We start from the raw sequence: 13,273 nt of genomic DNA, 5'->3' as shown, positions 1-13,273 counted from the left end.
TCAATTAATTAACAAGAAATTTAAGGGCTTACGATGAGCGTAACTGTAGAAACTTTGGAAAACCTGGAACGTAAAATTGTATTGTCTTTGCCTTGGGCAGAGATCAACGAAGAAACCGACAAACGTTTGAAACAAACCCAACGCCGCGTGAAAATCGACGGTTTCCGTCCGGGCAAAGCACCGTTGAAAATGGTTGCATCTATGTATGGTGCAAGTGTACAAAACGACGTGATGAACGAAAAAGTTCAAAAAGCTTTCTACGATGTTGCCGTAAACGAAAAATTGAAAGTAGCCGGTTTCCCCCGTTTCGAAGCCGTTGAAGGCCAAGACGATCAAGAATCTTTCCAAGTTGCCGCCATTTTCGAAGTATTCCCCGAAGTAACCGTAGGCGATTTGTCTGCACAGGAAATCGAAAAAGTAACCGCTTCCGTGGGCGACGAAGAAGTAGAAAAAACCATCGAAATCCTGCGCAAACAGCGCACCCGTTTCAACCATGTTGAACGCGAAGCCCAAAACGGCGACCGCGTTATCATCGATTTCGAAGGCAAAATCGACGGCGAACTGTTTGAAGGCGGCGCTTCTCAAAACTATCCGTTCGTATTGGGTAACGGCCAGATGCTGCCTGAATTCGAAGCCGGCGTATTGGGCTTGAAAGAAGGCGAAAGCAAAGACGTTGAAGTCAACTTCCCGGAAGACTACCACGGTAAAGACGTTGCCGGTAAAACCGCCGTATTTACCATCACGCTGAAAAATGTTTCCGAAGCCACCCTGCCCGAAGTAGACGAGCAATTCGCCAAAGCATTGGGCATTGAAGACGGCGACGTAGCGAAAATGCGCGAAGAAGTGCGTAAAAACGTAGCGCGCGAAGTAAGCCGCCGCACCAAAGACCAAACCAAAGAAGCCGTGATGGAAGCTTTGTTGAAAGCAACCGAAATCCAATTGCCGAACGCTTTGGTTGCCGAAGAGTCTGCGCGCTTGGCTGAAGAAATGAAACAAAACTTCGTTAACCAAGGTATGGCCGATGCGGCTAACTTGAACCTGCCTGCCGATATGTTTAAAGAACAAGCCGAACGCCGCGTTGCTTTGGGTTTGATTTTGGCTAAATTGGTTGACGACAACAAATTGGAGCCGACAGAAGAGCAAATCAAAGCCATCGTGAACGACTTTGCAGAAAGCTACGAAGATCCGCAAGAAGTGATCGATTGGTACTTTGCCGACAAACAACGTTTGCAAGGCCCGACTTCTTTGGCCGTTGAAGCCAATGTTGTAGACTTCGTATTGAGCAAAGCCAAAGTAACCGAAAAAGCTTTGTCTTTTGACGAAGTGATGGGCGCACAAGCCTAATGACGAGGCCGTCTGAAAAGACTGTCTGATACGGATAAAAGCACCGAAGCGGCCGAGATTGCGCTTTGGTGCTTTTTAATCACATTTTGGAAAGGAAACGCTGATGACTCCTGAAATCAACAACAGTTATCTGGTTCCGACCGTTATCGAGCAGAGCGGTCGGGGCGAGCGTGCTTTTGACATTTATTCGCGCCTGTTGAAAGAGCGTATTATCTTTTTGGTCGGTCCTGTGAATGACCAGACGGCCAATCTGGTCGTGGCCCAACTGCTGTTTTTGGAAAGCGAAAATCCGGATAAAGATATTTTCCTGTATATCAATTCGCCGGGCGGTTCGGTAACGGCAGGCATGTCGATTTACGATACGATGAAATTTATCAAACCCGATGTATCGACTTTGTGCTTGGGTCAAGCGGCAAGTATGGGTGCTTTTTTACTCTCTGCCGGCACGAAAGGCAAGCGTTTTGCCTTGCCGAACAGCCGCATTATGATTCATCAGCCTTTGATCAGCGGCGGTTTGGGCGGTCAGGCTTCGGATATCGAAATCCATGCGCGCGAGCTGATTAAGATTAAGGAAAAGCTGAACCGTTTGCTCGCCGAACACAGTGGTCAGGATTTGGCCAAAGTAGAGCGCGATACCGATCGCGATAACTATATGTCTGCCGATGAAGCGCAAGAGTACGGTTTGATCGATCAGGTTTTGGTTAACCGCGAGAGCATCAAACTGTAAGTACCGAGCCGGCATAGGCGGGCGGTTTATCGGAAGATTACCTGAAACCAAGTGAGATAAATATATAGGGGTCTGTGAGATAAATGGGATTAGGTGGGTTTTAATGGGTTTGTGTGGGATGGTGGATTTGAAACATTGTTGCACAGAGTGAAATAAAATGAACGGGCTTATTTAGCCCGTTTTTTGATGCTCACAATCCTTTGCTTAGGGATTTGAGGGCGATATCCAATAAGGAGCGTTCGGCTCCGTTTTGGAGCTGACCTGTTCCGTTGATGGGCAGGTAGGGGCGGGCTGGAATGTTTACAGATTTTACCTTACGCAAACCGCCACCTGCAACAGGAAAAACCAAATAAGGTTTGTTCTTGGCTTTAATGGTTCCGCCGAGGTGGTGGATGGCGGCATACTTCTTATTACTGCCGATGCGGGCGAAATCGTTGCCGACTTTGGTACTGATGCTGGCGGCGAGCTGGCCGCTTAGTTGTAGGGTTTTACCTCTGCCGCTCGCTGCGCGCTTACTGCGTGGCCATTTTTGGCCGCCCCAGCTTTCACTTTCAAAGTTATCTTCCGTAAGAGAGACCATATCGGTGGCGATGGCACGCATCATGGGGCGGGTGTCGGTGGCGTTTTTCAGCAGTTGACCGAGGCCTTTCTGCAGTTGTTTGTCGTCTAGGCTGATTTCAAGCATCTAAGTCCACCAATTCATAATTAAAAAAGTGTGCCAGTTTGTTCATGATATCGATTGCTTGAATGTCATCAATAATGACGTCTATGCCTTCAAATCCAAGTACCATTGTGTGGTCGTCCTTAGAATTTCTATAAACGGTAACGCTGTTTTCATCATAATATGATTCGCAATGAACGGTGCGGCTTAGGTCTAATTCCGCCATTTCTATCCTTTCAACAAATCCAACACCCACGATAAGGCGGCTTTGGTTAGGCTGTTTTTAACGCGTTTGTCCGCCGTCATCTCTTGCATGGCAACGCGGGCAATGTCGGGATGGACGGCTTGGGCTTTGTCTGCCGCAACCCGTGCCATGCGGTTGAGCATGGCTTGGCCTTGGTTGGCATTGAAGCCGACATTGGGGGCGACGAAGGTGCCGTTGATGCGGATACCGGTGCGCTGTCCGTAGCGTGCCTCGCCGGTGTACTCATTGGTGCCGATATCGACGGTAACGGTTTCGAGCGGCGGGCTGGGCAGCACTTTGGCCGCACCGCGTGCTTCAGACAACGGTTTGACGCGGCATCGGCAGCGGTAGTCGAGCGGCGGATACATAGTGTTCCAAATCGGGTCGGTGGCTTCGTACACCCGACCGTGCATCAAGCGGTGGCTTTCTCTCGTGCGGCTGTCGTTGATGGCGACATACTCCCAATACGGGTGTGTATCGATGCTCTCCATCATCTCGGCATAGCGGCCTGCCATGTAGGCGGACTGCATATTGGTTAAGTAGATGGTCTTGAGCCGGTGCGGGCTGCCGAGTTGTACGTTTTGCAGTTCGCCCGTGTCAGGATTGGCTACGTCTTTACGCCCCCACCAGCCTTTGGCCTGCAGCACCGGCGTCAGTTCGCGGCTGAACTCTTCTAACGTTTGGCCGTTTTCCAATGCTTTGAGTGCCGCACTATATATATCGTCCAATACATCCATTTTGGCAGTTTTGGCTACGGTAAAAGCGGTGGCATGGGCATCATCCAACATATCCTGCCAATCCCAAGACACTTGATGGCCTTTCTGTTTCAGATAGGCCACGGCGGCTTCGGGCTGCATACCGAATACGGCTTTGATGTCTTCGGGGGTCATCGGCTCATTTCCTCCGCGGCTTCAATCCTGCCGACCAAGCCCGATAAAAATATCAGCCGTGCCAGCTCATTTTGCAGGGCTTTGTCGTCCATATCCGGGTAAGCGGCGGTCAGGCGGTCGAGCAGATTGTCGGCGGTTTCGCCTTTTTGTAGTTCAGCTACTAACGCATCGGTCAGGGCTTGGCCTTGGGCATTCAGACGGCCTGCGTCGGGTGCAAGGGTGTCAATCAACATGCCTGCATCGGCATGTTTCGGTTCGCCTTCGGCAAATTCGGCTGCGGTTTCGGGCTGTTCTGTGTTCTGTTCAACGGTAACGGAAACAACGTCATCATCTGATAGGTTGTAGGCACGTTTCCAATAGCCTTCGCTAAGTTGTACCCCACAGCTGACAAGGATTTGGTCTCGTTCGGCCAATTCCCGGCCGCCTTCGTTTTGGGCATACAGCACGAATTTCGGGCGGGCGGTGTGCTCGCCGTAGTTCAGTTCGATAATCCAACCGATTAACTGGTTAAAGCAGCCTTCAACGATACGGCAGTCGCTGTCGCGGATGTCTTCGGTGACTTCCAATCCTGCCGTTGCGCTGGCGTGGGTCGTGTCTTTTTCGGTGGTTTGGTCTTGGCCAAGCAAAGCAATGGCGATTTCGGAGCGGCAGTAACGGATAAAGCGGTCGTACACATCGGCGCTACCCTGTTTGCCTGCTGCTTCTTTGATTTCCACACTTGAATCGTTCGGGATAGTCGCAACGGCATTGCCAATCAGCTGCTCAAGCGCATCGAGCAGTTTGTCGGTGTCGGCATCGGTGTTGCTGCGCGGCTCTTTGCCGATAATCCACGGTGCGCCGAACTTCTCCGAAAATTCAGCCCAGAATTTAAGGCCGCCACGCTTAAAAACCGTCGGCCAATACACACACGACAAATCGCCCGTGCCGTAGGGGTTGGTGTAGCTGGCATTGTGGGTCGGGCATAGGAATTTATAGTCAGGCACCGGCTCGCGTTGCTCAAAACTGTTGCCCGCTGTGAAATACAGTTGGCCGTCTGAATCGAACTCAAACCATTTTTGCGGCTTGGCGACGATTTTTGCAGGCAGCCATTGTTTGCCTGCGTGCCAAACCACCTCAATCGGTTGGTAGCCAAAGAGCGCGGCATCAAGGATGTTGTTGATGAGTTGGTAAATGTCGATCTCGTTAAGAAAACCGTCAATCAGGCTTAAGGCTTCGGGTGGCACGCCGTCGTCTTCGAGCCGCCATTCCATGCTGGTGACTGCCGCTTTGCGGCGGCGGACATGACCGGCAACAATGGCATCGCCCAATAATTCGCGGTACACCTCGATATTGCGGCCGAGCTTACGCAGCACTGTGTCGGGATTCGGAAGCAGCCCGCCGAAACCGCCCGCACCCCAAAACTTGTGCATAACGGCAAGGTGGGCTGTGAGATTATCGGATTGGACAGACACGCTGCCTTGGGTGGTTTTCAGTTTCAAATGGGGTTTGGCCATCTTAATATCCTTGAGTGAAACGGCTGCGGCGTCGGCCTTTTCGGCTGGCTACTTTGACCGGGCCGATATTGAGTTCGCGGCTGGCATAGTGGGCCAATACAAAAGCAATGCCCGCGTCGCCGTGGCGTTTTTGGCCGTCTGAGCCTTTGGTACGGGTGGCAGGGATACGCGGCACGCCGTTAATCAGTTCGAACGCTCTTAAATCGTTGAGGATGTCCTCGTCTTTAGGCAATTTATCCAGTGTGCCGTCTTCCAGTGCGGCTTTAAACGGGGCGGTATGCAGGCGGTACCAGTTTTCAGACAGCATCACTGCCTCTACTACATTGGCTCCGAACTCATCCTGCATGGCCTCGGCCAGCGATTGGCCGTTGCCTCGTGCATCGAGTGCCGCGCCGCGCAGATTGGGCAAGCGGTGCATCAGGTGGGCAAGGATTTGCTCCTGCTGCTTAAACGGCATATTACCCAGCTCCAATACAAACGGTGGTTTGAGCATCAGGTTCTGCTGCTGCAACAGCGGCACGATCACGGTGCGGTCGCCGGAGCGGGCGAAGTCTTCGCCGACAAAGCTGACGCGGGTTTTGTCGAGGCCGTCTAACAAGGGTTGCAGGGTGTCGGCTATCCAGTCGGACACTTCGGCTGCCCGTTTATGCTCGGGCAACAAGCCGAAAGCATCGGTTTGGTCGTAACGGATAACGGGAGTATAGGCATCCATGCGGCTTTCGATTAAGGCGCGGTTGAGCCATTTTCCGCCGCCGTTTTTCGGGATACAGTCCAACTCTTCGCTGGCATCTTCGCCGTAAAAGTCGCGGATTTCTTTGCACCATGCGGCTTCGCCTTCGGGCGTCCACTCTTTACCCAAACGCAGGCAAATACGGCGGTACAAGCCTTGCTCTACTGCTTCATCAAAAGTAATACGATGAATGGAATACGGCTTCTTGCCTGCGCGAACATCATTAATCAGTTCGTTAAACGGATTGTCCACGCCGTCATGGGTGGAGATGATGTGTACCTGCCCGCCCCACATCAGCAACGCCATTGCCGCTTTGAGCAGCTCGGAAAGCTGGTCGTGGAACGCTGCCTCATCAATAATCACGCGCCCCTGCTTACCGCGAAGGTTTGACGGGCGGCTGGATAAGGCGGTAACCCGCCAGCCCGAAGCAAAACGGATAACGAAAGCCAGTACGGATTGGCGGTCGTCGCCCTCGACAAACACTTCTTCGGTTTCTTCGATTTCGCCGGCTGCCAACTGGTAATGCTTCGCCCAGCCCGCGCAATCGCGTATGAACTCTAAGGCCATATCTTTGTTATAGCCGATATACCAAGCATCCATGCCTTTGGACGAAGCCGCCAACAGCGCGGTGTCGGCGGCTTCGCCCCAGCTTAAGCCGATACGGCGCGATTTTTCGCACAGTTTGACCGGTGACTGGTCGGCGCACCATGCCTGCTGGTATGGCAGCAGCGCCATCGGTGTGCGGTCTTCGGTTTTGGTTTCAGACGGCTTCATGTTGCAATACCCAATATCTGTTTACGGATGGCTTCCGCTGCTGCATCGGACAAGCCGCCTTTTTTGGCCTGCTTGGCCACATCTTCGGCTGCCGCTGCCACTTTGGCCTTAACTTTGGCCTGATACTCTTTCAGCCGCGTGCTGGCGGAAATCAGGCCGCTGATTTTCTTTGCGCCCTCGGCCATCACGTCGAAACGGTCGAGCGCGTTTAGTTCTTCGTTGCTCATCTCGCCGATTTGCACCAGTGCATCAAACAGCTCGGTTTGCAGCATGGCCATCAATGCTTCGGAGCGGGTGTCGCCTTCGTCTGCCGCGCCTTCGGCAATCAGGCGCGCCGCTTCGGTGCTGGATTTGATGGCGGCAAAACGGCGCTGCACTTTTTGGCCGTAACGGTGCGCCGCAGAGCGGCTGATTTCGTAGCCCTGCTCCTGCAGCCATTCGGCCATTGCCGCGTAATCGCAAAAGCCGTTTTCCACGAGCTTGCGTTCGAACTCGTGGCGGACGGCTTCGGGAAGTTGGTCTATGGTGCTGCGCTTGGCCATATCAGCTCCATACCTTTTCAGGGCGGGCGATGCCCGGGCGGCAATCGACCGTGTATTCGGCGATATCCACACCCAAACTGGTTAAATCGGCGAACCATAGGCCGTGTGGTGCCTTGTTGAGTTCGATCATTTTTCTGTCGGCCAGATAATCGAGCTGCTGACGCAGTTCCAACGCAGTGGTTTGCGGGTAAATCGCATTCATGATGTCGAGGAGAAAGGTTTCGCAAGTGGTATGCGGCCTTGCTTTATTAAGCGTGTTGATGATGTTCCAGCGCATGCCTTCTCGGCGTTGTTTGGCAATCAATTCTTCGCTAATCATTTTCGGGAGCTTTCCATTTTGTATAGGTCGGTCAGTTTCTCGGCGATGTTGTCGATTTTGGCTTCCAGTACGACTTGGTTGCGGATGTAGTCTTCGCGTAAAACATAAGTCATGGGCAATTGGGCAGAGAACTCACCAAGCTGTTTTTCCATGCTTTCCACTTTGTTTTGCAGCTTTTCCTGCTGCTTTTGGCGTTCGTCTTGCTGGGATTGGAACTGGGCCAACAACATTTTGCCGAAGCCCCAGCACACCCCCAGAAAGGACAACAAAAAGCCGACCAGTTGCCAAAATTCGATGCTGATAAAGGTTTTGTTATCCATTTTTTAGGGGTATCCGTGTTCAAAATATTCTTGGCAATACACGCATCGCGTACATCCGGGGACGGCTTGGCGGCGGGCTTCGGGAATCGGGTCGCCGCAGTCGTCGCATTCGTAGTTGCTTGCGCCTTGGTATTCAGACGGCCTGCCTGCTTTATAGAGGGCTTCGGCCAAGAATAAGTCTTCGCTTTCAGACGCTTTGTCGGCAATGTCGGTCATTTTTGTTCTTTCTGCTTACCGGTTTGATACCATTCTTGCCATCCTTTAACCTGCCAGTCGATGCGCTGGCAGTATGCGCCGTAGCGGACGGCATGATTTAACAGTTGTTCGGGTGAACCGCCGGTCGGACGCTCGGGGCGTTCGTGAGTGACCAGCAGCTCGGAAGACACGGGCGGCAGCACGGGCTGCTCGACCACTTTAATGATCGGAGTAGCCAAAGGCGCGGTTGTATTCGCGCAGGCTGTCAGGGCCGATACCGCTAAAAGCATCACCGTCTTTTTTAATTGCATGAGAGATTTGCTCCTGTAGTTGGGCGGTTTTGACATCCAGCGCACGATTGGCTGCGGCCAGTTTCACGCTTTGTGCCTGAGCGAAGTCAAACCACTTTTGTTTTTCAGCGGCCGCCTCGGCCAGCTTCTCGCTGTATTGAATCTCGGCCGCCAAAGCCGCGCCCTGATAAATGCCGATAATTTCCTGCTTTTCCTGCTCCGCTTCCTCTTGGGCGGTGCGGTAGCCGTTGGCGCGGCCGGCGAAATACAGAGCCAACACCGCTGCCACCAGCACGACTGTTGAGATTAAAGTTCGCAACACCACGTTATTCGGCCACATCGTTTGTTCCTTTGTTGATTTGTGCTACCTGCGGGATGACCGCCATACCGCGCTTGATTAGGGCGTAACCGCCTACCATCGAGCCGTATGCCCACCATAACCATTCGGGCGTATCGGCGGTTAGTGCGAATTTAGCCGTCATAACAGCGGCAGCAATATTCGCCCACAGTTTGGTGTGGCTGATATGACCCGTGGCCGGGTTGGTGATCAGGCCGCCTAACCATTTGAGGATTTTCATTTCCGTGCCTTTCTGCGTTTGGCGGCACGGCGGGCAGCAGCTACACCCGATTTGCCGCGCTTGCCACAGGGGAAATTAACCGACAGCTTGTCTGCTACGCGGATACGGGTAGGTATTTGTACAGGCGGTGCGGCAAGCAAAGATAAAGCAGCAGCAAACAATGTTTTTTTCATCGCTTATTCCTTGTTGTCTTTTGACGCGTGCAGCAGATTCTCGGCAACACGTCTTACCCACCCTTTGCCGAAAGTGCCGAAAGTGCTTAATTTGGTGTAGAAACTCAAACGCTCAGCATTGAAGCGCAACAGCAAGTCGTTTTCCGGCATGGCATTGATGGCATTGAGACTGATTTGTCCGATTACGCCGTCATCAGCCACACCCGCTGCACGTTGCAGCATGCGTGCCGCATTGCCATATCCGTGATTGATGCAAGAGTCGAAAAATTGGTAAGCCACTGCATCGGGCATTTTGTCGGCGTGGTAGCGTTCCCAAAATGCTTTACGGTAGATTTCAATGGCTTGGTTGCGGGTCATGTTACGCATTGAGCCGGTGTAGCCGTTGGCCGTTGCCGTGCGTTTGGTAATGCCCCAGTTTGTCTCCCCACCGGGGTCTTTGGGGTGGTTGACATGCCCTCCTTCGTGAGAGAGGACACGATTGATAAATTGGTTGAATTTAGGCATAAGAAAAATCCCTGTAACAGTTGTTTCGTTACAGGGATTTTGAAGGGATTTATGCTTTTGGGCTTTTAAACGGGTTTAAAGAATTTTAGTTTTCCTCTTCATCATCGGGCAAATTTTCTGCTTTTGTAATTGTGGCATGAATAACGGAGTCATCGGAAATTCGTTTTACTGCATTTACTTGTAGAAATAAAGGAGTTCTAGCCCACTCATTTTTCTGTAAAATTTTCTTATATTTTTGTTCAATGGAGTCTTCTTGAACAACTGCGGTAAATTTAATACCACTACCTTTAGCTTGAATGGTTACTTTAAATTCATCAGGAAGACTGGAATCGACTGCCAAAATACGATATATACCGTCCATTCTTGCTTCAATTGGTTTTTTACGAGTATTTTTAGTGAGTTCTTCAGCCTGCTCGCCTGTAAATTCGGTATCATCACCAAGAGAAATTTTCTCAGCCTGCGCAAAACGTTTAACTGCTTCAGCTTTTGATTCATCTGATAATTCTTTGACAGATTTAACCAATGGTTCTTTAGCTGCAACCTGTGCCAAGATGCGCGCTCGCTCGGTTTCTTGTTCTGAAACGAACCTTAACTGTTGTATAAGCTCAATATCTTGTGTTTCTTTGGCTTCTGCTGTTCGGCGCTCTTTACGGTAATCCAAGTAGTTCTTGAACGCACTGGAACCAAACCACATTGCCGCCATAGAAATCAATGCAACGGTCATATGTGTCCCGTTCATCTGCGTCATTCCTTGTTCCAATAGCTTGGTAAAGCCTGATGTAAAATCTAATGAAAAAAGAGAACTGCCTTTTTCAACTCTTACAACAAATTCCAGTTCTTTCTTTTCTTCTTGAGTCAATCGATTGGCATTCGCTTCACCATATTTGGCTACCGCATAAGCTCGGTTAAGGCCACTTTGTAACTCAATAAATGCCTTCATGACCGTAGGTGTGATACTAGAGTGAAATTCCTCTCCTTCTAATTTTAGCTCCAACTTAGGGAGCGATTTTACTTTAATATTCTTATTGAAAAAATAATTTTCATCATTGAGATAATTTTCTAAAATCTGATAAATATCGGCTTCATTTCTAATAATTACAGTTGCCATATTTCTCTTTCTGTTTCCCACAAAGGCCGTCTGAAACCCTTTCAGACGGCCTTTGTTTTATCGGTTATTCTCGGCAGGCTCTGCAAACATCATCACCGGCATGATGCCGCTGACAAGAATGCTATATTTAACGCCATCTTCGACAAAGTTTTTATTGACGCTGGCGGTACTGTCTTTTTTGGATTGCTTGGTGAATTCATTCACGGCATCACCAGCCATTTTGAGGATTTTCCCACCAACGGTTCTATTGCCGTGATCACCTGCTGCTGCGCTCAACATTAGTGCGGCAGAGCTGAAATTTTTCAGGTTTTCGGCTGCATCACTATTTGCGCCTACTGTTGCTGTAATGCTGGTCAGTTTGCCGGTAGCTGGGTCAGTGGCGATATTGCCGACTAAGTTGTCATTAATAGGCAGCATGGCCGTCAATCGCATTGCGTTGGCATCGCCTTCGGGCTTCATGCTGTCAGGAATTTTGGCAAAGCCGAAACCGGCCGTTTCAAAATCTTCATCAACGCGTTTTCGGAATGTGTCCCAGTCTAAATCCAATGTGGCAACTGGCGATTTTTCTGTTTCTGGTACTTTTTTCTGTATGGTTTCGGAATCGGTTGCTTTTTCTATTTTGGTAGAGTTAGCTGGTTGGTTATGAGGTGTAGGTTCAATATTATCTGTCGTTTTGGGCGGGTCAATGGTAATGCCGAGTATAATTAATACAACCCATGATGCAAAACCGGTAGCAGCACCAGTAAAGTGTCTGACTGCTTTACTTTTTCCTGATTCTTTCAATTTTCTAGCCAATAAAATCCATACAATAATTGCAGCAGGAAAAGAAGTTAAAAATAAAAACATTCCCATTTGTTTTCCCTATTAAAAAGTAGTGAGCATTAATTGGTAAGAAATGAAAATATATCACAAATTATCACATATTCAGAAAAATAAAATACCCGATAGTAATATCGGGTATTTTATTTTGCATCGTTCAATTTAATTCTTTTGACACATTCACTACTCTGCCAATGATTTCTATATCAGGATGATCTTCTAGTCGTAGCGGCATGGGTGGATAAGTGTGGTTATCGGAAATCAGCAGTAAGCTGTTATCGGGTTGTTGTTGGATTCTTTTCACCCACAACGTATCTCCTGCACGAATAACATAAATATGGCCGTCTCGTGGGGTGTTACGCTCGGTATCAACCAATAGCGTATCTTTGTTGCCGATAGTGGGCTCCATGCTATCGCCACGGGCAATAACAGCATGTAAACATACAGGTTTCAGTCCTCGTGAGGTCAACCAGTCTTTGCGGAATGCCAACCGACTGTCAGGTTCAGTGACTCCGTAAGCAGTAGTGCCGTGACCGGCAGAGACTTCCACATCATAAACAGGAATGTAGGCATATTCATCAGATTCTTGAACGTCTGCAATATACATATTTCCACTGCCTGTCAGTAGCCAGTTTAAATTTATACCCATTTGAGTGCTTAATTTGATCAGGCTTTCCGTATTTGGCTCCCTCTCTCCGCTCAGATAGTTTTGCAGGCTTCTATAAGCAACAGTAGATTTATCTGAAAATTCTTTAATTTTCAAATTCATATCTTTTAGGACTAAATTTAATCGCTCTGAAATACTCATTTGTTCAAAAATCCTGTTGATTATGTACATTCTTTCGTATAATATACACATATGGACGCACCAATACTCATTTAGACACACAAACGGACGCAAATATAGATGCAAGGTATTGGATAGTGTCGATTGAGTTAGGTTCAGATTTAAACACAGATTATCACACATGGATATGAAATGAGTAAGCAGATTAATCAATTTTCGCCACTCCCTTATCCGCAAACGCCGAAGTCGGCACAGAAATATTTTATTAAGCGAGGCATTAATAAAAGCGAATGGGCGAGATATTTCGGTTTCGAGCGCACGATAGTGGAACATCTGCTTGGTGGAAAGTTGAAAGGCAGACGGGGACAGGCGCACGAAGCGGCAATCAAATTGGGCTTGAAGGAGAATCCTGATGGCGAGCGTTAAAGGACAGCGGCTCTTAAGTGTATTTAAGTCGCTCGAAGCACACCCGATTATCGGGGTCAGCAATAAAGAGATTTCAGACGGCCTCGACATCTCGCCGGCGCATGTGAGCCGGGATTTGGAAGACCTGATAGCGGCGGGATTGGTGGTAAAGCTGGATAACGGCAATTTTGCTTACGGCATCAAAACGCTGCAAATCGCCGAGCGGTTCAGACGGCAGCAGGAGCGGCTGCAAAGCAAGATTGCGGAAATCGGCGCGCGGGCTGATGTGGATTAATTGAAGTTGAAAGTTTCCGACGTCGGAAACTTTGGTCGGTTAAATCTTTCCCGACGTCGGGAGAGATTGGGAGAT

General features: G+C 49.7%; 21 protein-coding genes. 4 read left to right on the top strand and 17 right to left on the bottom strand.

The genetic code is table 11. The features are described from left to right. The first annotated feature begins 33 nt into the window (after positions 1-33). Positions 34-1,344 (top strand): trigger factor, encoded by a 1,311-nt coding sequence (tig, locus tag EL309_RS02625; protein WP_004282945.1) that lies wholly within the window; start codon positions 34-36, stop codon positions 1,342-1,344. 103 nt (positions 1,345-1,447) lie between these two features. Beyond that, positions 1,448-2,071 carry an ATP-dependent Clp endopeptidase proteolytic subunit ClpP gene (gene clpP, locus EL309_RS02620; RefSeq protein WP_004282946.1) on the top strand — a complete coding sequence of 208 codons (624 nt, stop codon included), beginning with the start codon at positions 1,448-1,450 and terminating at the stop codon, positions 2,069-2,071. Positions 2,072-2,261: 190 nt separating this feature from the next. Here clpP and EL309_RS02615 read toward each other — a convergent pair whose 3' ends face one another. From EL309_RS02615 to EL309_RS02540, 17 genes are all read right to left on the bottom strand, one after another. Further along, on the bottom strand, positions 2,262-2,756 hold the full coding sequence (locus EL309_RS02615) for a phage virion morphogenesis protein (protein WP_004282947.1): 495 nt from the start codon (positions 2,754-2,756) through the stop codon (positions 2,262-2,264). Then, positions 2,749-2,958, bottom strand: a complete 210-nt coding sequence (locus tag EL309_RS02610; RefSeq protein WP_040669567.1) for a hypothetical protein — start codon at positions 2,956-2,958, stop codon at positions 2,749-2,751. Before EL309_RS02610 ends, EL309_RS02615 begins: the two co-directional genes overlap by 8 nt. A gap of 2 nt (positions 2,959-2,960) precedes the next feature. Further along, positions 2,961-3,866 (bottom strand): phage head morphogenesis protein, encoded by a 906-nt coding sequence (locus tag EL309_RS02605; protein WP_004282949.1) that lies wholly within the window; start codon positions 3,864-3,866, stop codon positions 2,961-2,963. After that, positions 3,863-5,359, bottom strand: coding sequence for a DUF935 domain-containing protein (locus EL309_RS02600; protein ID WP_004282950.1), 1,497 nt, complete (start codon positions 5,357-5,359; stop codon positions 3,863-3,865). The genes EL309_RS02605 and EL309_RS02600 overlap by 4 nt, the downstream gene beginning before the upstream one ends. A gap of 1 nt (position 5,360) precedes the next feature. Next, positions 5,361-6,863, bottom strand: a complete 1,503-nt coding sequence (locus tag EL309_RS02595) for a terminase large subunit domain-containing protein (protein ID WP_004282951.1) — start codon at positions 6,861-6,863, stop codon at positions 5,361-5,363. Continuing rightward, complete coding sequence (locus tag EL309_RS02590; RefSeq protein ID WP_004282952.1) at positions 6,860-7,405, bottom strand: DUF3486 family protein; 546 nt, start codon at positions 7,403-7,405, stop codon at positions 6,860-6,862. Before EL309_RS02590 ends, EL309_RS02595 begins: the two co-directional genes overlap by 4 nt. Before the next feature lies 1 nt (position 7,406). Continuing rightward, positions 7,407-7,724 carry a hypothetical protein gene (locus tag EL309_RS02585; RefSeq protein WP_004282953.1) on the bottom strand — a complete coding sequence of 106 codons (318 nt, stop codon included), beginning with the start codon at positions 7,722-7,724 and terminating at the stop codon, positions 7,407-7,409. Continuing rightward, a complete protein-coding gene (locus tag EL309_RS02580) occupies positions 7,721-8,044 on the bottom strand; it encodes a hypothetical protein (RefSeq protein WP_004282954.1) in 324 nt (107 codons plus the stop codon). Before EL309_RS02580 ends, EL309_RS02585 begins: the two co-directional genes overlap by 4 nt. 3 nt (positions 8,045-8,047) lie before the next feature. After that, complete coding sequence (locus EL309_RS02575; protein WP_004282955.1) at positions 8,048-8,260, bottom strand: TraR/DksA family transcriptional regulator; 213 nt, start codon at positions 8,258-8,260, stop codon at positions 8,048-8,050. Continuing rightward, positions 8,257-8,478 carry a hypothetical protein gene (locus EL309_RS02570; protein WP_040669574.1) on the bottom strand — a complete coding sequence of 74 codons (222 nt, stop codon included), beginning with the start codon at positions 8,476-8,478 and terminating at the stop codon, positions 8,257-8,259. The genes EL309_RS02575 and EL309_RS02570 overlap by 4 nt, the downstream gene beginning before the upstream one ends. Beyond that, positions 8,459-8,869 (bottom strand): hypothetical protein, encoded by a 411-nt coding sequence (locus EL309_RS02565; RefSeq protein WP_050793666.1) that lies wholly within the window; start codon positions 8,867-8,869, stop codon positions 8,459-8,461. Before EL309_RS02565 ends, EL309_RS02570 begins: the two co-directional genes overlap by 20 nt. Further along, positions 8,856-9,107 (bottom strand): hypothetical protein, encoded by a 252-nt coding sequence (locus tag EL309_RS02560; RefSeq protein WP_004282959.1) that lies wholly within the window; start codon positions 9,105-9,107, stop codon positions 8,856-8,858. The genes EL309_RS02565 and EL309_RS02560 overlap by 14 nt, the downstream gene beginning before the upstream one ends. Next, positions 9,104-9,280, bottom strand: a complete 177-nt coding sequence (locus EL309_RS10650) for a hypothetical protein (protein WP_164717526.1) — start codon at positions 9,278-9,280, stop codon at positions 9,104-9,106. The genes EL309_RS02560 and EL309_RS10650 overlap by 4 nt, the downstream gene beginning before the upstream one ends. A 3-nt stretch (positions 9,281-9,283) precedes the next feature. Beyond that, the gene (locus EL309_RS02555; RefSeq protein WP_040669579.1) at positions 9,284-9,784 is read right to left on the bottom strand and encodes a glycoside hydrolase family 108 protein; all 501 of its coding nucleotides are present in this window, start codon (positions 9,782-9,784) and stop codon (positions 9,284-9,286) included. An 85-nt stretch (positions 9,785-9,869) separates the two neighbouring features. After that, positions 9,870-10,892, bottom strand: coding sequence for a hypothetical protein (locus tag EL309_RS02550; protein WP_004282963.1), 1,023 nt, complete (start codon positions 10,890-10,892; stop codon positions 9,870-9,872). Positions 10,893-10,949: 57 nt separating this feature from the next. Further along, positions 10,950-11,744: a hypothetical protein gene (locus EL309_RS02545; RefSeq protein WP_004282964.1), complete on the bottom strand. Its 795-nt coding sequence runs from the start codon at positions 11,742-11,744 to the stop codon at positions 10,950-10,952. 124 nt (positions 11,745-11,868) lie between these two features. After that, positions 11,869-12,519 (bottom strand): XRE family transcriptional regulator, encoded by a 651-nt coding sequence (locus EL309_RS02540; protein WP_040669581.1) that lies wholly within the window; start codon positions 12,517-12,519, stop codon positions 11,869-11,871. A 171-nt stretch (positions 12,520-12,690) separates the two neighbouring features. On the opposite strand from EL309_RS02540, the gene EL309_RS02535 reads away from it, so the two are divergent. Further along, entirely contained in the window at positions 12,691-12,924 is a 234-nt protein-coding gene (locus EL309_RS02535; RefSeq protein ID WP_040669584.1) for a DNA-binding protein, read from the top strand. Then, positions 12,911-13,198 carry a helix-turn-helix domain-containing protein gene (locus EL309_RS02530; protein ID WP_040669587.1) on the top strand — a complete coding sequence of 96 codons (288 nt, stop codon included), beginning with the start codon at positions 12,911-12,913 and terminating at the stop codon, positions 13,196-13,198. The genes EL309_RS02535 and EL309_RS02530 overlap by 14 nt, the downstream gene beginning before the upstream one ends. Positions 13,199-13,273 lie beyond the last annotated feature (75 nt).

It is taken from the genome of Neisseria weaveri (assembly GCF_900638685.1).
GTDB lineage: Bacteria > Pseudomonadota > Gammaproteobacteria > Burkholderiales > Neisseriaceae > Neisseria > Neisseria weaveri.
Note: the sequence above shows the minus strand (reverse complement) of the source record. Positions and strands in the feature narration are given on the sequence as shown.